Here is a 17,452-nt window from a genome sequence, read left to right on the forward strand (position 1 = left end):
TTGGGTTTTTTTGTAGCGAAGACGGGATTTGAACCCGTGACCTCAGGGTTATGAATCCTGCGCTCTAACCAACTGAGCTACCTCGCCTTGATTAAGAGGCTGCAAATATAACTCATTTTTATTTTTTTGCAAGCTAAAAATTATCGATTTTTTTAAAAAGGAATTAATACCTATATTGGCAACACAAACAAACACTAAATGAGTAAATTAAAGTACGAATTAGAATTTCCTATTCATGCTTCCCCAGCAATGTTATACCAATATTTTGCTACTGCATCCGGATTACAAGAGTGGTTTGCCGACAAAGTAAATACACGTGGAAAAATAATTACATTTATTTGGGATGATTCTGAAGAAGAAGCAACCATAGTCACTAAAAAATCTAACGAGCGAATTCAGTTTAAATGGTTAGAGAGTGAAGATGACGAAAGTTATTTTGAATTTAGAATTCAGGTTGATCCAATAACTAAAGATGTTTCTTTAATGGTAACCGATTTTTCTGATGATGAAGAAGAAATGGAAGAAGCAAAACGACTATGGGAAAACCAAATAGATGAATTGAAGCATACTATAGGAGCTTAATCAATTTAAAAATTAATTACTCGACAATTTTGTCGAGTTTTTTTATGCCTTTTTTTAAGGATTTTGTAGTAGTTTTGTTGCGTTCTAAAAATTAGATAATGTTAAATTTTAATGGAGAATTAATAGCTCCAGATACTTTTAAAGTAACATCCGAAAACAGAGCTTTTAAATATGGCGACTCCATTTTTGAAACCATAAAAGTTCAAAACAACAAAGTAGTTTTTTTTGAAGATCATTATTTTAGATTAATGGCTTCTATGCGTATGTTACGTATGAAAATTCCTATGGAATTTACCTTAGAATTTTTAGAACAAGAAATTTTAAAAACTGTTGCTATTCAAGAAAATTCTACATCTTTTAGAGTTCGATTAACCGTTTTTAGAAAAGATGGTGGTTTATATACTCCAAAAACGAATGATATTGATTATTTGATTGAAGTAAAAGAAAATACCTATCAAACAAAAAGTGTCTATAGATTAGATTTATTTAAAGACTTCTATAATTATTCTGGCTTATTATCTACCATTAAAACAAACAATAGAATTTTAAATACGGTAGCAAGTGTTTTTGCAGACGAAAATGATCTTGATAATTGTGTATTGTTAAACGAAAGAAAAGGTGTTGTTGAGGTTACAAATGGGAACATTTTTGTTATTAAAGACACAATTATAAAAACCCCAGCTTTAACAGAAGGTTGTATAAAAGGTGTGGTAAGGAAAAAAATTATTGAAACCTTAGAAAAACATCCAGAATATACAGTAGAGGAAACTGTAATTTCACCATTTGAGATCCAGAAAGCAGATGAGGTTTTTATCACCAATGCAATAGTTGGTATCCAACCTGTAACACATTATAGAAAGAAAAGTTTTAAAACTGAAATAGGAGAGAAGTTGCAAAAAAATCTACAGGTTTTACAATTTTCTAGTTAAGTTGAATATCACTTGGCGCGTTTGCCCAAATTTTATACTCGCCACCTTTTTGTAAGAGTTTGTTTTTCCAGATAGTATCGTTGTCTTCCGACAAGATATTGTCAAAATCATTTTCTGTAACAAACCAAGAATTTGTATTTAATTCTTGCTTGAGTTGAGTTGTGCTCCAACCAGAATAACCAAGGAAAAACCTGATGTCGGTATTTTTTATTTGCTTGGTGTTAAGTAGTTCATTTAAAACATCAAAGTTACCTCCCCAATAAATTCCTTTTTTTACTTCTGTACTATTGGTTATTAAATGTGGAATTTTATGAATAAAGTATAAATTGTCTTGCTCTACAGGGCCACCTTGATAGACTGTGAAATCGCAATCAATTTCTGGTAATACGTCTTTAATGGTATAATTTAAGGGTCTATTTAAAATAAAGCCAACGGCACTTTTATTAGTATGCTCAGTTAGTAAAATAATGGATCTATTAAAAGAACTATCATTTAGTATTGATGGTTCTGCAATTAGAAGTCTTCCTTTTTCTGGTTTTATCAAAGCTGTAACTGTTTTTCTCTCTTTAAATATAGTTAATTTTAGGCAATAAAAAAACTCCCTTAAAAAAGAGAGTTTTAATATACTTTAAAAGTAAGGCTTAGTTTACAGCTTTACTTAAGTCAGAACCTGCTTTAAACTTTGCAACATTTTTTGCAGCAATTTTGATTGTAGCTCCAGTTTGAGGATTTCTTCCGTTTCTAGCAGCTCTTTTAGATACTGACCAGCTTCCGAAACCTACTAAAGAAACTCTGTTTCCGTTCTTTAATGATCCAGCAACGTTATCTGTTAAAGACTGTAATGCAGCTTTAGCAGCACTTTTAGAAATTCCTGCGTCAGCAGCCATTGCATCGATTAAATCCGATTTGTTCATAATAAAATAGATTTTAAAAATTAATTGAAATATTTTTTTTGCTTTACAAAGCTTAACAAATATAGCAGGAATAAGGCTTTACGCAAGTTTTACCTATAAAAAATAGCTATTTTGTTAATAAATCTATGCAAAATGTTAATAAAGTAGGCTGAAAAAGGAATATTCTGTAGTGCCTATGGATAAAGGCATTAGCACATTTTAGCATCTTTATGGAATGAAAAACCATTTAAAAGGCTTTTTGAGTCCATTTTTTTCTTACCAGAAAGTTTAATCTCTTCAATTAAAATATAGCCATTTTTAACTGCAATTTTCAATTCTTTTTTGGAAGCAATAATTTTACCAGCATCATATTTATGTTTTTCATTTATTTTTTTAATACCATATATTTTTGCAGAAATTTCTTCTTCCTTATTATATATGGTTGTCCAAGCAGTTGGAAACGGATTTAATCCTCTTATATGATTGTAGATACTATCTAAAGAATCGTTCCAATTAATCTTACAATTATCAGGATATAGTTTAGGTGCCGATTTTTCTTCTTTTTCAGGTTGTTTAGCTGTGATTACTTTTCCTTTAGAAATTAAATCAACTGTTTTAGAAACTAAATTAGCGCCTAAATGCATTAGTTTATCATGTAAACCACCTACAGTTTCATCACTTTCAATGTCAATTTCTTCTTGTAAAATGATTTCGCCAGTATCAATTTTATCATCAATAAAGAAAGTAGTGACTCCTGTTTTTGTTTCTCCATTTATAATTGCCCAATGTATTGGTGCTGCTCCACGGTATTCTGGTAATAAAGAAGCGTGTAAGTTAAATGTACCATATTCAGGCATTTGCCATACTGTTTTAGGTAACATTCTAAAAGCGACCACTATTTGTAAGTTTGCTTTTAGGTTTTCTAAATCAGCAACAAATTCTTTACTTTTTAAGTTCTTAGGTTGTAATATTGGTAAATCTTGAGATAATGCATATTTTTTTACAGCAGATTGATGTATTTTTCTTCCTCTACCAGCTGGTTTATCTGTTGCCGTAATTACCCCTACAATAGTATAGTTATTTTCTACCAAATGTTTTAAAATAGTTACGGCAAAATCTGGTGTTCCCATAAAAACAATTCGTAAATCTTTCATACTATTTGATACTTATTTTGTTGATTAATATTGATTTCTTCTTCTGACAATAATGTGCGCAAATGTATTAAAATCTCTTGCTCATTAATATGCAAATGAGAACATATTTCTGAAGAAGATAAGTTGTTTTTTTCTTTTAAAAGTTTAATAATTTGACTTGAAATATTTTTATGTGTTGATTTTTTATTGCTTAAACAAACATCACAAATTTCGCAATTTAAAGTGTTTTTTTCATCAAAATAATGTAAAATTTGAACGCTTCTACAAATAGTGTCTGTTCGAATAAAATTTATAAAATCTGCTGTTTTTTGTTTTTTCTGAAGTAAGAATTGTTCAATCTCTTTAGAAATCCTATTAATAGTTTTATCATCTTCTCTAGGAAGTAAAAATGTGATCTCAGAATTGTTAGTTGCTTTATTATAAACTAAGAAACCTTGATCGTTTAATTGTTGTAATTGATTAATTATGATACTACTTGAAGTGTTATTTTTCTTAGCTAGATAAAATTCATCTATCTTAACATATTGCTCAAACAATCCTCCGTAAGTTCTTAAAAGTAAATTGATTATGTTTTTTTTGTTGGTGATTTTTAATACTTCAGAATTACTTGCAATGATTTTTACAACAGATTTTTTATTAAAATTATTTGTGATAGAAATAATACCATTATTTCTTAAAATAGTGATGATAGTTGCCGTTTTTGAAGTTGTAAAATTATACTTTTTACAAAATGATAAAAAGTTGAATTCTAGTGGTCTTTCTATGATTTCTCCCAACGAAATTTGAAAGTGTTGAAATAGTTTATTAAAAACTTCTTTTATTTCCTTTATAGTTGGAATTGCATTTTTTGTTTGATTTTGTAGTAACAAAATATCATGTTCATTTTGTAAAGTAACCGCAAAAGATTTTTTGCCATTCCTGCCAGCTCTTCCAGCTTCTTGTAAATAATTTTCTATGCTATTTGGTAAATCAAAATGAATAACAACACCAACATCAGATTTATCAATTCCCATTCCAAAAGCATTGGTAGAAACAATGATATTTACATCATTGTTCCTCCAATTTGTAAATGCTTCTTTTTTTTGAATAGAAGATAATCCACCATGATAAAAGGTGCTTTTAAAATTATTACTATTTATATAGCGACTAATCTCTTCAGATTTCTTTCTAGAATTCACATATATAATACTAGACGTTTTAGTTTTAGTAAGGATTTGCAACAATCTACCTAATTTATCTTCAACCTTAAAAACTTGATACGCTAAATTTTCTCTATTAAAAGACTTTTTAAAAATTACAGGTTTTTCAAGTGTAAGATTTTTTTCAATATCAAGAAGAACTTTTTTTGTTGCAGAAGCTGTTAAACAAATTGTTGTTGCATCAGGATGAATTTCTTTAAGAATTTCAATATTTCTGTAAGAAGGTCTAAAATCATGTCCCCATTCAGAAATGCAATGCGCTTCATCAATCGCAATGATGTTTACAGGAAGTTCTTTAATCTTGTCTTGAATAAATTTAGATTGTAGTCGCTCAGGAGAGAGGTACAAGAATTTATAATTTCCAAATTTTAAATTGTCAAAAAGTGTAATAATTTCATCTTGATTGCTTCCAGAAACTATTGTAGTAGCTTTAATTCCTTTTTCTTGTAGAGATGCTACTTGATCTTGAATTAAGGCTAATAGTGGAGAAATAACAATACAGATTCCATCTAAAACTAAACTTGGTATTTGAAAACAAATAGATTTTCCTCCGCCAGTAGGTAGAAGCGCAATGGTATCTTTTTTTTCTAAAACACTATTTATTATTTCTTCTTGTGGATTTCTAAAAGAAGTATGTCCCCAAAATTGCTCTAATATCTTTATGGGTGTATTCATTAAAGTGAAAGCGAGTTTATAATAAAATCGACTCTATTCTCTAAAGAACCAAAAGGCACATTTATAATTTTATAGCCATTCTCTTTATATGCTTTTTGCAAAAATGAATCAATTATAACTGATTCTTCAAATGTTTCATAACGTTCGTTATCTGAAGTGTATATTTCTTGCCAAGGCTTAAATAGAAAAACATGTGTGTATTTATATTGCAAACATTTTTCTTTAAAAAAACTTGGGAAATCGGTAGTAAGATATTCTAAATAAGCATAAACATCTGGTAAACCTCTATCAAAAAAAACAATGTTTTCTTTTTGACTATCAGCAGTGAGAAACTGTTGTTCTCTACCTTTTAATAGTAGTTCACTAAATAACAAGGGTTGTGATAAAAATAATTGATCGATGCCTTCTTTTTGTGCTTTTAGCGTAACTTCTCTAGAAATTTCTTCCATACAGAAAAAACCTCTTAATTTTAATTCGTTTAAGACAGTTGATTTTCCAGTTCCTGGCCCGCCAATAAGCACAATTTTTTGTTGCATTGAGTAAAAATAGCATTATGAATTGCTAAAAATAATAAATAGTGTAATTTTGTGGCTTATTATTTGTAAAATATATTCGAATAATTATTATTATTTATGAAAGATAGCGAAGCTTTTTACACAAAATTAAAAGCACAATTAGACGATACTACTAGTTTTCCTGCAGATTATATGTTTAAGTTTATAGTGCCTTCAGATGAAAATCAGGAAGAAGAAGTTAAAAACTTATTTGATGACGTTGGGGCAATTATTAAAACAAAAAAATCTAAAACAGGAAAATATATTAGTCTTTCTATCGTATTAAAGATTAGTAATTCTAAAGAAGTAATTTCTTACTACAAAAAAGCTGAAAAAATTAAAGGTATAATTTCACTATAATTAATTGACAAAATGAAAAAAAGTATTTTATTAAGTATTGTATTATCAATCACGCTAGTTGCATGTTCTCAAAACGATAAAAAAACATTAGTAACTATTGATGGAGACAATATTACTGTTGGAGACTTTAGAAAAGTTTATGAAAAAAATCTAGATGTAATCGAAAGCGATGATGCTAAAGATGTTGAAAATAATCTTGATTTATATATAAATTACAAGCTTAAAGTTAAAGAGGCTTATGCATTAAAACTGGATACGTTAAAATCGTATGTTAGAGAAATGGAAACGTATAGAAATGAGTTGTCAGCTCCTTACTTACAAGACAAAGAATTTACAGAGAAACTTATTAAGGAAGCTTATTTTAGAACAAAAAATGAAATTAAAGCGAGTCATATCTTAATAAAGATGAAAGAGGATGAAGCTGATACATTAACATATTATAATAAAATTATTGAAGCTAGAAATAAAATTGTTAATGGCGATAATTTTGATGAAGTTGCAGTTGAATATTCAGAAGATGGTTCTGTAAAAACAAATAAAGGAGATTTAGGGTATTTTTCTGCTTTTAAAATGGTGTATCCTTTTGAAGATGCAGCATTTAATACAAAGTTAGGTGAAGTTTCTAAACCTTTTAGAACTAGTTATGGGTATCATATTGTAAAAGTTGTGGATACGAGAATATCAGTAGGAGAATTAGAAGTAGCACATATTTATTTAAGAGATTTATCTGATAAAGGAAAAATTAAAATTGATTCTATATATCAAAAGTTAGAGAACAAAGAATCTTTTGAAGAGTTGGTGGGTAAGTACTCTGAAGATCAAGGGTCTAAAGCTAAAGGTGGGAGGCTTCAAAAATTTGGTACTGGTAGAATGATAAAACAATTTGAAGATGCAGCCTATGCATTAAAAAATGAAAATGATTTTTCTAAACCTGTAAAATCTAAATATGGTTGGCATATTATTAAATTAATAAAAAAGTATCCTGTTGGAAGTTTTGAAGAATCTAAAGGTGAGATTACTACTAAAATAAAATCTAGTGGCAGAATGAAATTATCTGATGAAGCGGTTTTAAATAAATTAAAGAAGAAGTATACAATTAAAATTGAAGATTCGTCAAAAAATTTATTAAAAAAAGAAGGTTTAAGAGCTACACCAAGCGATTCTCTTCAAAATAATATAGTAACTATTAATGGTAAGCAAATTAAGGAAGAAGCTTTTGTTTCTTTTATTAAAAGTAGGAGACATAAGTCTTTAGATGAGTTGCTTGATATGTTTATAGATGCTGAAGTTTTAAAATATTATAAAGAAAATTTAATAAATACTGAACCAGAATACGCGCAAACATTAAAAGAATATGAAGATGGTTTATTATTATTTGAATTAATGCAACAAAAAGTGTGGGATAAATCTTCTAAGGATACCATTGGATTACAAAAACATTTTGAAGCTAATAAAGAATTGTTTAAAGACAAAACTTTAGAAGATAATAAAGGTGAAGTCATAAATAATTATCAAGAACATTTAGAAAAAAGTTGGATAGAAAGTTTACGTCAGAATAGCACAATAGATATCAATAAGAAACAACTAAAAAAACTAGTTAAATTCTACGAGAAGAGAAAGAAATCGTAGTCAATTTTTAATGAAAAAAATAAGCATAATATTATTCCTTCTATTAATTACTTCATGTAATATTTTTGATTTTCAAAAGAAAAAAAATTTAGAAGAAAAGCCTTTAGCAGAAGTAAATGATGTACTGCTTTATAAAAAAGATATTGTAGGTTTTTTTCCTAAAAAAATTGATAAAAAAGATAGTGTAATCTTACTTAAAAGCTTAATAGATACTTGGGCATTAAAGAATATCATGCTTAAAAAAGCAGATGATAACTCTACTCAAGAAAATGTTGAACAAATTAATAAATTGGTAAAAGATTATCGAGAAAGTTTATTAATCAACAATTATAAAGAACGTCTTATAAAACAACAGCTAGATACAATAGTTTCTGAAGATGAAGTCTTTAAGTTTTATAAAAAAAACAGCCAAAATTTTAGATTAAATGAAGAGCTTATTAAAATAAAATATCTAACCATGGGGAATGATATTTTTGATAAAGAAGCAATTATAGAGCAATTTAAATCAGATGATATTCTTGATAGAGAACAATTAGAAAATCAAGTGTTAAGCTTTAAAAAGTATCGATTTAACGATTCTACTTGGATATCATTAGATAATGTTTTGTTAAAAATCCCTTTTAAGAAGGAAATCCTGTTAAAAAAATCAAAATTCACTCAAAAAGAAGATTCATTAGGGTTATATTTGGTGGCTGTAAAAGATGTTTTAAAACGGAATAGTATTGCTCCTTTAAGCTATATTAAACCTAGTATTAAACAAATGGTTTTACATCAACGTAAATTAGAGTTAATTAGAGAGATAGAAAAAATAATTTTAAAAGATGCAGTACAGAATAAAGACTTTACAATTTATTAAACTTTTCACTTTAGTATTTTCATTAGTAGTAGTTCAAAATATATCAGCACAAAAAACTAAGATAGATGGTTTAGCCGTTGTTATTGGTAAAAATATTGTGCTAGATTCTGACATAGAGAAGTTTAAGCAAGAGGTTGAGCAAAATAATGAAGGTAAAATTACAATCTCTGATTGTGAAATGTTAGAGCAATTAATGTTACAAAAATTATTAGCTCATCATGCTATTGTTGATAGTGTTACTGTTTCTGATGCAGAAATTAATGCCGGTGTTGATAGAAATATTAGATATTTTATACAACAATATGGAAGTGAAGAAAAAATGGTAAATGCTTATAACTTTAATGATGTAGATGATTTAAAAAAGGAGCTATATAATATTGAAAAAGAAAAAATGTTAATTGGGAGAGAACAGGCAAAAATTACTGAAACAATTGATGTAACTCCAGAAGAAGTTAGGATTTATTATAATGGATTAAAAAAAGAAAATAACTTACCAGAATTTCCAGCTGAAATCTCGATGGCTCAGATTGTAGTTTATGCAAATCCAGAAGCAAATGAAAGTGAGCGTATAATTAAAAAACTAAACCAAATAAAGAAAGATATTGAAGGTGGTTCTAGTATAAAAATGAAGGCTATCATTAATTCTGAAGATCCGGGAGTTACTCAAAATGGAGGAAGATACCCTGTAACCAAAGAAAGCGGATTAGATGCCACTTTTAAAGACATGGCTTTCTCATTGGAAGTAAATGAAGTATCAGAACCATTTAAAACTCAATTCGGATATCATATTATGCAATTGCATACTGTTAAAGGGAATATCAGAGAAGTATCTCATATTTTATTACAACCTCAAATTCCTGAAGATAAATTAAAAGAAACAGAAGCAAAAGTTGAAAAAATTAAGCAAGAAATTAAAGACGGTGAAATTACTTTTGAAGAAGCAGTAAAAAAATATTCTGAAGATAAAGCAACAAAATTTAATGGTGGAGTTATTATTAACCAAAGTACAGGTGAAACTACTTTTGATTTAACCAGAATGGATCCAGCTTTGTATGCACGTGTAAATAATTTACAAAAAACAGAAATTTCTGATGTTTTTTATGATGAAACTAGAGAAGGAGAGAAGATGTATAAGTTTTTGTATATGAAAGATAGAACCAATACACATACTGCAGATTTAGTAGATGATTATGTGAAGATTCAGCAATTAGCTTTACAAAAGAAAAAACAAGAGACTATTAGAAAATGGTCTAACGAAAAAATTAATGACACGTATATTAAATTAAATAACAACCATAAAAAATGTACGTTTGAAAGAAACTGGAAAAAGGAAATTAATTAATGTCAGACGTAGCAGCAGTAAATAATTTAGTAGAAAAATACTCCCAATTAAAAACTGAAATTAGTAAAATAATAGTAGGTCAAGAAGAGGCGGTAAACTTTGTTTTACTATCTATATTTTGTGGCGGTCACTCTTTGTTAGTTGGTGTACCAGGTTTAGCTAAAACTTTATTGGTTAATACCGTTTCTGATGCTTTAGGTTTAGATTTTAAACGTATTCAGTTTACACCAGATTTAATGCCTTCAGATATTTTAGGTAGTGAGATACTAGATGAAAAACGTCAGTTTTCTTTTATTAAAGGGCCTATTTTCACTAATATTATTTTAGCGGATGAAATTAATAGAACGCCACCAAAAACGCAAGCAGCTTTATTAGAGGCTATGCAAGAGCGTTCTGTAACAATAGCTGGAAAACATTATAAATTAGACTTACCATTTTTTGTATTGGCAACTCAGAATCCTATTGAACAAGAAGGTACGTACCCTTTACCAGAAGCGCAGTTAGATAGATTTATGTTTTCTATTAATTTAGACTACCCTTCTTTTGCTGAAGAAGTACAAGTAGTAAAAAATACAACATCAATAAATTCTCAAGAAATTATTTCGTTGTTTTCTGCTGAAGAAATTATTGAAATTCAAAAATTAATAAGAAAAATCCCTGTAGCTGATAATGTTATAGAATACGCTGTTTCTTTGGTTGGTAAAACAAGACCAAAATCTACAGAAGCTACCGACTTTGTGAAACAGTATTTAGATTGGGGAGCAGGACCAAGAGCATCACAAAATTTAATTTTAGGAGCTAAGGCTCATGCAGCAGTTAGAGGGAAATTTTCCCCAGATATAGAAGATGTGAAAGCAGTTGCTATTCCAATTTTATCACATAGAATTGTAAAAAACTACAAAGCTGAAGCTGAAGGTATTTCTGTTGCTGATATTATTAATACTTTACTTTAAGCTTCTTCTTTCTCAAAGAAACTAAAAACATTACTTCCATAACGTTTATCGTAACTGTGTTTTGGGTGATTACTTAAATCTGTATGTTTAGAGTGTTCAATAATTAAAACACCTTCTTCATTTAAAATATTTCTTTCAAAAACTACATCAGCTATTTTAATAAACTGACTTTCTTCAAAATCATAAGGTGGGTCAGCAAAAATAATATCAGCAGTTAATGGTGTTCTCTCTATGAATTTATAGACATCATTTTTATACGTGTTAATTGGAAAGTCAAATTCCTTAGAAGTTTCGGAAATATATTTTATACATCCAAAATGTGCGTCAATAGCATAAATGTCTTTTGTACCTCTTGAAGCAAATTCATAACTTATATTTCCGGTGCCAGAAAATAAATCTATTACAGAAATCGAATCAAAATAGTAGTGGTTGTTTATGATGTTAAACAATGCCTCTTTAGACATATCTGTAGTTGGACGTACTGGGAGTTTTTTTGGAGCACTTAGGCGCCTTCCTTTATATTTTCCTGATATGATTCGCATTAACTTAAAAGGATATAATTATTGTGGTTAGAATGAGGTATTGTGTCGAAAATTGAATTCGTGTTTTCTATAAAATCAACTTTTCTAATATAATCGTAAGTACTATTATAAATTTCTGATTCTGTATCAATATCACCTAAAAGTATAAGCTGAATAGTATCTGTGTCTAATTTTAGTTGTTCTGCAACAAATAAAATATAGTAGATAAAATCTTCTTTAGTTTCAAAAGAAAAGCAATTCGCAAGAATTAATTTATTGTTTTCAATAACAACAATATCAAGATTTTTTGGATGAACATTAACATACATCACTTTTTCTTCGCTTTTATTATTTGAAATTAGCTTGTCAATTAATACTGATAAATGATGTTTAAATTCAAAAGTTCCAAAATTTTGAAATATAAAGTTGTTAATATTTACATACGGAACATAAACATTTTTAGCTTCTATTTCCTTCAAATCATCAAAAACTAACAAATCATTTGCAAGTATTTTTATGTTGTGTTGTAAATATTCTTTTAGATTATTTTCATCAAAATACTCATTAGGTACTAGCGAAAATAAGTTGTTGGTATGAATTGCTGTAATAGTAGCAAAGTCTTGTTGTAAAATGTTGTTTTCCTTAAAAGTGGCAGCTAATTTATCTAATAAGATATTAGGTGTCGCTATTGTTTTGTCAAAAGAAAAACTTTCAAAATGGAGTGTTTCTTTAGTTGCGCTGTTTTTAACACAAAAAGAAAATCCATCCAAACTGAATTGGATGGATACTATATTTTTATTAGTAGTTTCTATACTATTCGTCTTTTTTTGCACTTGCTTTATCGTAAGAAGGCGGCCAATTTCCACCAGTACTAACTTCTTCTAAAGAACCTACAGAAACAAATTCTCCTTTAATCTCATCAGCTACAATAGCTTCTAGTTCTTGTTTTACTAATGAAGGATCCATTCCTTTTAATATTGATGCTTTATCTGTTTTTGCTTCGAAAGTAGGAACTTTTAATCCTGCTACTTTCTCAACCATACCAACAGTTAAGTCGAATTCTTTACCTGCTACACCAGGTACTTTAAACATGTTTTTGTAATCTTTACCATCAAAATCTTTTACAACTGGTTTGTAACCAATAGTATCTGTTACTTTTTTCTCTACTTCTTTTGTAATTCCACCACCAGTATTGATAGTTTCAACAACATTTTTTGTTTCAGTAACAGCAAATTGAGCAGTATCTATAAATTGAATTAATGCATTCTTATCTTTAGCGTAAGTTCCATTTACTTCATAGTGAGCTAATTGAGCGTCTCTAATAATTTTTAGGCTATTAATAACCTTAGCGAACTTTACTTTTTTGTCTTTATTAAATTCAATGGGTCCCATAACGCCATTATAAATTTTAAAAACTAAAAATATTGATAATAACAGTAATAATAAAGATGCTATCCATCTTAATTTAAGAGGTAAATATTTTACTACTACATATGCTAATAAAACTGCAACTAGAACAGCTCCTATAATCCAAATTAATAATCCCATTTTTATGTATGTTTTTAATATGCTTCTCGCAAATCTACAATTTTTTTTTAATGATAAAAACTTTTATTTATAAATCAATGTATCTTTGGTACTTTAGAATTTTTATGATAAAAATACCAAACGATTTTTATAAGGAAATCAATAAAAATTTTCCTCATAACCCAACAGTAAAACAACATGAATTACTACATCTTTTGTCAGAATTTATTTTTAAAGAAGATAATCAATCATTGTTTTTACTTAAGGGATATGCTGGTACAGGTAAAACTACAATAATTAGTACAGTAGTTAATAACTTGTGGCGTGCAGGTAAAAAGGCGGTATTGTTAGCGCCAACTGGTAGAGCTGCAAAAGTAATTTCTGTGTATTCTAAAAAGCAAGCTTTTACAATTCATAAAAAAATATACTTTCCAAAAAAACAAAGTAACGGAAATGTAGCTTTTGTTTTACAACCCAATAAACATACAAATACTATTTTTATTGTTGATGAAGCTTCTATGATTCCGGATAAACCGCAAAATGGAAAGTTGTTTGAAAAAGGATCTTTATTAGACGATTTAATTTCATATGTGTATTCTGGGAAAAATTGTAAAATTATTTTTATTGGAGATACGGCACAATTACCACCTGTAAAATTGAATGTTAGTCCAGCATTAGAAGTAGATAGGTTAAGGATAGATTATAACAAGACAGTTCAAGAAATTGAATTAGATGAGGTTATGCGTCAACATGAGAATTCTGGAATTCTTGTAAATGCAACACATTTAAGATTGCATGTACAGAATGATTCAACACAATTTCAGTTTAATATTAATTTTCCAGATATTATTAGATTAGAGGATGGATATGATATAGAAGATGCAATAACCTCTGCTTATGATAATGAAATTGGGGTAGAAGATACTGCAATTATTGTACGTTCAAATAAAAGAGCCAATCAATACAATGAGCAAATTCGAGTAAGAATTAGAGGGCAAGAAAATGAAATTTCTTCGGGAGATTATGTCATGGTTGTAAAGAATAATTATTATTGGCTAAAAGATTCTTCTACAGCTGGATTTATTGCCAATGGCGATATTTGTGAAGTGCTACGGATTAATTCGATTAAAGAATTATACGGATTTAAATTTGCTGAAGTAGAGCTTAGAATGATTGATTATCCAGACATGCATCCTTTTGAAACCGTTTTATTACTCGATACTTTAACGAGTGAAAGTCCTTCACTTACTTATGAAGAATCCAATAAATTATACGAAGCTGTAAAAGAAGATTTTGCACATGAAAAATCGAAGTACAAGCAATTTATGGCGATTAAAAAGAATAAATATTTTAATGCTTTACAGATTAAGTTTTCTTATGCAATGACTTGTCATAAATCTCAAGGAGGACAATGGAAAACTATTTTTGTAGAACAACCTTATTTACCAGAAGGAATAAGTACAGAATATTTACGATGGCTTTATACCGCAGTTACAAGAGCTCAAGAAAAATTATATTTGATAGGTTTTAAAGATGATTATTTTGAATCTTAACGGATTAAATAACTAAGTATTATTGATCCGTAACTATGTCCGCTAGTAATCCTTAAATCTTTACTTTTATTGGTGTTGTAATTAAATACATATCCAAAATTAAATCGATTTACGGTAAATTTAACTCCTAATTCTAAATCAAAAACTATAGGATATAACTCTTTTGTTACATCACTATTTTTGTTTAGAAAACTTCCTTGTATGGTTGCATCATAATGAGAATACCGAATGATAGGTTTAAAATATAAAAACGATTCTAATACTCTATTTTGATTTGTAGTATCGTTATTTAAACTTGTATTAAATCCTATAGAATTAATAATGCTCTGTAAAGGCTTAAAACCAATTCTGGTATAAAATCCAGTTGATAAGTTTGTAAATACTGTCCCGACTTTTATATCGTTTATCCAATGTATATCAAAATAAGAGTCGTCTGTGGAAATTAAAAACTTATTGTAACTAGCGTTTAGATTGATGCCAAAGGCATTTTTTATCTGATATTTCCAACCAACTGCTGGGGAAAAATTATAGATATCATGAATAAAACCTTGTAATTCTTCACCGTAAGCTGCAGGGCCAATTACACCAATTTGTAGACTTGTTTTTAAAGTAGAGTTGTTTTTATAAATTCTATTGATGCCAAAACTACCATATAAATAAGCAGCAAAAGGTCTGTCGTGTAATTTAACACTTGTAATTACTGCCTTAAAAGGCGTATACATATATTGGCCAACTTGCCATTCGTAGATTTTTTTCGCTAACTTTTCATTGTTGTTTTTTGTAAGATGTCGGTAGGTTAAAAACATACCATTGGTGTAATATCTATCTTTAGAAATAGATACATACAGGTCATTATCATTTACAAAACTAAATTCTTTAGCAAATTTTTCTTGTGATAAAACTGAAATCGATAGCAATAAAAAGAGACAGCAACTAATTTCTTTCATTGGGGCAAATATAGTAGTTGTAGTTTTAAAATAATTTCTTTTTATCAGTTTAATTAAAAAAAGTGCTTATTTTTAGCTCCGTTTTATACCAAACATGTTTTATGGAGCAACAACCAAAATTAACTTTAGAGGATTTTCAACGTATTCAATCAAATGAAGACTTAATTGAATGCTTAAAAGAAAAGAAAATTCCTTTTCATAAAGTTGAAAAAACCATATTATATAATGAAGAATTACGTTTGCTTCAAATAGAATTGGTAAAGTTGCAACAATGGATTTCTAAACAGAATAAGAGAGTAGCAGTAATTTTTGAAGGTAGAGATGCAGCTGGAAAAGGTGGAAATATCCGTCGTTTTATGGAGCATTTAAATCCGCGTTCTACAAGTTTAGTTGCTTTAAATAAACCTACTGAAGTTGAAAAAGGACAATGGTATTTTCAACGTTATATTAAAAAATTACCAAATCCTGGTGAAATTGTTTTTTTTGATAGAAGCTGGTATAATAGAGCAGTTGTAGAACCTGTAATGGATTTTTGTACTAAAAAAGAGTATAAAGATTTTTTATTGCAAGTACCAGAATTTGAACATATGTTGTATGAAGATGATATGATTATTATTAAATTTTGGTTATCCATTTCTAAAGAAGAGCAGCAAAAACGTTTTGATGGAAGAAAAGATAATCCTTTAAAACGCTGGAAATTTAGTCCAGTAGATCAAAAAGGGCAAGAGTTATGGGATAAATACACCGTTTATAAGGAAGAAATGTTTAGTAAAACACATACTTCTTATTGTCCATGGATGATTATAAAAACCAATGATAAAAAAACAGCAAGATTAGAAGCAATTAGACATGTGTTATCACAGTTTGATTATGATGGGAAATCAGCAGCTTCAACAACTATAATTCCAGATCCAAATGTAGTTATGCGTTATTATCGTTCATCAACTAATTTAGATTAAATGGAAAAAGAATTTACAGATTTAGATATTAAAAAACTGAATTCTAATAAGGGTTTGTTAGCGCTTTTGTCTAAAGAACCTTTAAATGTAGAACGTGCGCTTAGGTATTTGAATTATGAGAAAAAGTTAAAAAAACTTCAAGTAGAATTAATTAAATTACAAACCTGGGCGATAGAAAATAATGAGCGAATCATTATTTTGTTTGAAGGTAGAGATGCCGCAGGAAAAGGGGGAGCAATAAGAAGAATTACTGAGCGTATTAATCCGCGTCATATGCGTATTGTTGCGTTACCAAAACCAAGTGAAGACCAAACTACTCAATGGTATTTTCAACGATATGTAGAGCAATTCCCAAAAGCAGGAGAAATTGTTTTCTTTGATAGAAGTTGGTATAACAGAGCTATTGTTGAGCCTGTTAATGATTTTTGTACTAAAGAAGAATATGAAATTTTCATGAATCAAGTAAATGATTTTGAAAAAATGATTTTACAAAGCGGAATTTTCTTGGTTAAAATTTACATGTCTATTTCTAAAAAAGAACAAGCTAAACGTTTTGAAGACTTACAAAACGATCCATTAAAACAATGGAAAATGACTGCTGTTGATAAACGTGCGCAAGAATTATGGGATGATTATACAGAGTATAAAAAAGCCATGTTTTCTAAAACAAATACCGAAATATCTTCATGGAAAGTAATTAGAGCTAACAGAAAAACTGAAGCAAGAGTTGCTGCAATTAATCATGTGTTAGACAAAATTCCTTATCAAAAAGATATTAAGATTTAAAATAATCAATCAAGTTAAATAAACTTTTTTAAT

General features: G+C 28.6%; 19 protein-coding genes and 1 tRNA gene. 10 read left to right on the forward strand and 10 right to left on the reverse strand.

What is annotated here, in order from left to right; genetic code table 11:
* Positions 1-13: 13 nt before the first annotated feature.
* Positions 14-87: transfer RNA gene (locus tag OD91_RS12515), tRNA-Met, on the reverse strand.
* Positions 88-198: 111 nt separating this feature from the next.
* Between OD91_RS12515 and OD91_RS12520 the strand changes: the two genes are divergently transcribed.
* Positions 199-582 (forward strand): START-like domain-containing protein, encoded by a 384-nt coding sequence (locus OD91_RS12520; protein WP_144896718.1) that lies wholly within the window; start codon positions 199-201, stop codon positions 580-582.
* Positions 583-680: 98 nt separating this feature from the next.
* Positions 681-1,511, forward strand: coding sequence for an aminotransferase class IV (locus OD91_RS12525; protein ID WP_144896719.1), 831 nt, complete (start codon positions 681-683; stop codon positions 1,509-1,511).
* Here the strand turns inward: OD91_RS12525 and OD91_RS12530 are convergent.
* The 5 genes from OD91_RS12530 to OD91_RS12550 all read right to left on the reverse strand — a co-directional run bounded on the left by OD91_RS12530 (position 1,504) and on the right by OD91_RS12550 (position 5,968).
* A complete protein-coding gene (locus tag OD91_RS12530; RefSeq protein ID WP_144896720.1) occupies positions 1,504-2,055 on the reverse strand; it encodes a YqgE/AlgH family protein in 552 nt (183 codons plus the stop codon). The genes OD91_RS12525 and OD91_RS12530 overlap by 8 nt on opposite strands.
* A gap of 97 nt (positions 2,056-2,152) precedes the next feature.
* Positions 2,153-2,425, reverse strand: a complete 273-nt coding sequence (locus tag OD91_RS12535; RefSeq protein ID WP_144896721.1) for an HU family DNA-binding protein — start codon at positions 2,423-2,425, stop codon at positions 2,153-2,155.
* Between the two features lie 188 nt (positions 2,426-2,613).
* Entirely contained in the window at positions 2,614-3,558 is a 945-nt protein-coding gene (gene fmt / locus OD91_RS12540) for a methionyl-tRNA formyltransferase (protein ID WP_186434455.1), read from the reverse strand.
* Positions 3,555-5,432 (reverse strand): ATP-dependent DNA helicase RecQ, encoded by a 1,878-nt coding sequence (locus tag OD91_RS12545; protein ID WP_144896722.1) that lies wholly within the window; start codon positions 5,430-5,432, stop codon positions 3,555-3,557. Before OD91_RS12545 ends, fmt begins: the two co-directional genes overlap by 4 nt.
* Complete coding sequence (locus OD91_RS12550) at positions 5,432-5,968, reverse strand: AAA family ATPase (RefSeq protein ID WP_144896723.1); 537 nt, start codon at positions 5,966-5,968, stop codon at positions 5,432-5,434. Before OD91_RS12550 ends, OD91_RS12545 begins: the two co-directional genes overlap by 1 nt.
* Positions 5,969-6,064: 96 nt before the next feature.
* Here OD91_RS12550 and OD91_RS12555 point away from each other — a divergent pair, with 96 nt between their 5' ends.
* The 5 genes from OD91_RS12555 to OD91_RS12575 are packed head-to-tail and all read left to right on the forward strand — an operon-like array spanning position 6,065 to position 11,126.
* Complete coding sequence (locus OD91_RS12555; RefSeq protein WP_144896724.1) at positions 6,065-6,346, forward strand: DUF493 family protein; 282 nt, start codon at positions 6,065-6,067, stop codon at positions 6,344-6,346.
* A 12-nt stretch (positions 6,347-6,358) separates the two neighbouring features.
* The gene (locus OD91_RS12560; RefSeq protein ID WP_144896725.1) at positions 6,359-7,975 is read left to right on the forward strand and encodes a peptidylprolyl isomerase; all 1,617 of its coding nucleotides are present in this window, start codon (positions 6,359-6,361) and stop codon (positions 7,973-7,975) included.
* 10 nt (positions 7,976-7,985) lie between these two features.
* Positions 7,986-8,831, forward strand: coding sequence for a hypothetical protein (locus tag OD91_RS12565; RefSeq protein ID WP_144896726.1), 846 nt, complete (start codon positions 7,986-7,988; stop codon positions 8,829-8,831).
* A complete protein-coding gene (locus OD91_RS12570) occupies positions 8,797-10,173 on the forward strand; it encodes a peptidylprolyl isomerase (protein WP_144896727.1) in 1,377 nt (458 codons plus the stop codon). Before OD91_RS12565 ends, OD91_RS12570 begins: the two co-directional genes overlap by 35 nt.
* Positions 10,173-11,126: a MoxR family ATPase gene (locus tag OD91_RS12575; RefSeq protein WP_144896728.1), complete on the forward strand. Its 954-nt coding sequence runs from the start codon at positions 10,173-10,175 to the stop codon at positions 11,124-11,126. Before OD91_RS12570 ends, OD91_RS12575 begins: the two co-directional genes overlap by 1 nt.
* Here the strand turns inward: OD91_RS12575 and OD91_RS12580 are convergent.
* From OD91_RS12580 to OD91_RS12590, 3 genes are read right to left on the reverse strand one after another with little or no spacing between them, the layout of a single operon-like run.
* Positions 11,123-11,668, reverse strand: a complete 546-nt coding sequence (locus tag OD91_RS12580; protein WP_144896729.1) for an RsmD family RNA methyltransferase — start codon at positions 11,666-11,668, stop codon at positions 11,123-11,125. The genes OD91_RS12575 and OD91_RS12580 overlap by 4 nt on opposite strands.
* On the reverse strand, positions 11,668-12,480 hold the full coding sequence (locus OD91_RS12585) for a DUF3822 family protein (RefSeq protein WP_255513257.1): 813 nt from the start codon (positions 12,478-12,480) through the stop codon (positions 11,668-11,670). The genes OD91_RS12580 and OD91_RS12585 overlap by 1 nt, the downstream gene beginning before the upstream one ends.
* Positions 12,461-13,195, reverse strand: coding sequence for a hypothetical protein (locus OD91_RS12590; protein WP_144896730.1), 735 nt, complete (start codon positions 13,193-13,195; stop codon positions 12,461-12,463). The genes OD91_RS12585 and OD91_RS12590 overlap by 20 nt, the downstream gene beginning before the upstream one ends.
* A gap of 104 nt (positions 13,196-13,299) precedes the next feature.
* On the opposite strand from OD91_RS12590, the gene OD91_RS12595 reads away from it, so the two are divergent.
* Positions 13,300-14,727 (forward strand): ATP-dependent RecD-like DNA helicase, encoded by a 1,428-nt coding sequence (locus OD91_RS12595; RefSeq protein WP_144896731.1) that lies wholly within the window; start codon positions 13,300-13,302, stop codon positions 14,725-14,727.
* On the opposite strand, the gene OD91_RS12600 is transcribed toward OD91_RS12595, so the two are convergent.
* Positions 14,724-15,674 (reverse strand): lipid A deacylase LpxR family protein, encoded by a 951-nt coding sequence (locus tag OD91_RS12600; RefSeq protein ID WP_144896732.1) that lies wholly within the window; start codon positions 15,672-15,674, stop codon positions 14,724-14,726. The genes OD91_RS12595 and OD91_RS12600 overlap by 4 nt on opposite strands.
* Positions 15,675-15,775: 101 nt before the next feature.
* On the opposite strand from OD91_RS12600, the gene ppk2 (OD91_RS12605) reads away from it, so the two are divergent.
* Positions 15,776-16,633: a polyphosphate kinase 2 gene (ppk2, locus tag OD91_RS12605; protein WP_144896733.1), complete on the forward strand. Its 858-nt coding sequence runs from the start codon at positions 15,776-15,778 to the stop codon at positions 16,631-16,633.
* Positions 16,634-17,419: a polyphosphate kinase 2 gene (gene ppk2, locus OD91_RS12610; protein ID WP_144896734.1), complete on the forward strand. Its 786-nt coding sequence runs from the start codon at positions 16,634-16,636 to the stop codon at positions 17,417-17,419. It abuts the gene before it with no gap.
* Positions 17,420-17,452: the final 33 nt, after the last annotated feature.

This window comes from Lutibacter sp. Hel_I_33_5, from assembly GCF_007827455.1.
GTDB lineage: Bacteria > Bacteroidota > Bacteroidia > Flavobacteriales > Flavobacteriaceae > Polaribacter.

Coding starts and splice junctions, on each gene's coding strand:
- OD91_RS12545 (WP_144896722.1), bottom strand. CDS start 5,432: ATGAATACACCCATAAAGATATTAGAGCAATTTTGGGGACATACTTCT.
- OD91_RS12550 (WP_144896723.1), bottom strand. CDS start 5,968: ATGCAACAAAAAATTGTGCTTATTGGCGGGCCAGGAACTGGAAAATCA.
- OD91_RS12590 (WP_144896730.1), bottom strand. CDS start 13,195: ATGGGATTATTAATTTGGATTATAGGAGCTGTTCTAGTTGCAGTTTTA.
- fmt (WP_186434455.1), bottom strand. CDS start 3,558: ATGAAAGATTTACGAATTGTTTTTATGGGAACACCAGATTTTGCCGTA.
- OD91_RS12575 (WP_144896728.1), top strand. CDS start 10,173: ATGTCAGACGTAGCAGCAGTAAATAATTTAGTAGAAAAATACTCCCAA.
- OD91_RS12535 (WP_144896721.1), bottom strand. CDS start 2,425: ATGAACAAATCGGATTTAATCGATGCAATGGCTGCTGACGCAGGAATT.
- OD91_RS12580 (WP_144896729.1), bottom strand. CDS start 11,668: ATGCGAATCATATCAGGAAAATATAAAGGAAGGCGCCTAAGTGCTCCA.
- OD91_RS12520 (WP_144896718.1), top strand. CDS start 199: ATGAGTAAATTAAAGTACGAATTAGAATTTCCTATTCATGCTTCCCCA.
- ppk2 (WP_144896733.1), top strand. CDS start 15,776: ATGGAGCAACAACCAAAATTAACTTTAGAGGATTTTCAACGTATTCAA.
- OD91_RS12600 (WP_144896732.1), bottom strand. CDS start 15,674: ATGAAAGAAATTAGTTGCTGTCTCTTTTTATTGCTATCGATTTCAGTT.
- OD91_RS12570 (WP_144896727.1), top strand. CDS start 8,797: ATGCAGTACAGAATAAAGACTTTACAATTTATTAAACTTTTCACTTTA.
- OD91_RS12560 (WP_144896725.1), top strand. CDS start 6,359: ATGAAAAAAAGTATTTTATTAAGTATTGTATTATCAATCACGCTAGTT.
- OD91_RS12565 (WP_144896726.1), top strand. CDS start 7,986: ATGAAAAAAATAAGCATAATATTATTCCTTCTATTAATTACTTCATGT.
- OD91_RS12555 (WP_144896724.1), top strand. CDS start 6,065: ATGAAAGATAGCGAAGCTTTTTACACAAAATTAAAAGCACAATTAGAC.
- ppk2 (WP_144896734.1), top strand. CDS start 16,634: ATGGAAAAAGAATTTACAGATTTAGATATTAAAAAACTGAATTCTAAT.
- OD91_RS12595 (WP_144896731.1), top strand. CDS start 13,300: ATGATAAAAATACCAAACGATTTTTATAAGGAAATCAATAAAAATTTT.
- OD91_RS12525 (WP_144896719.1), top strand. CDS start 681: ATGTTAAATTTTAATGGAGAATTAATAGCTCCAGATACTTTTAAAGTA.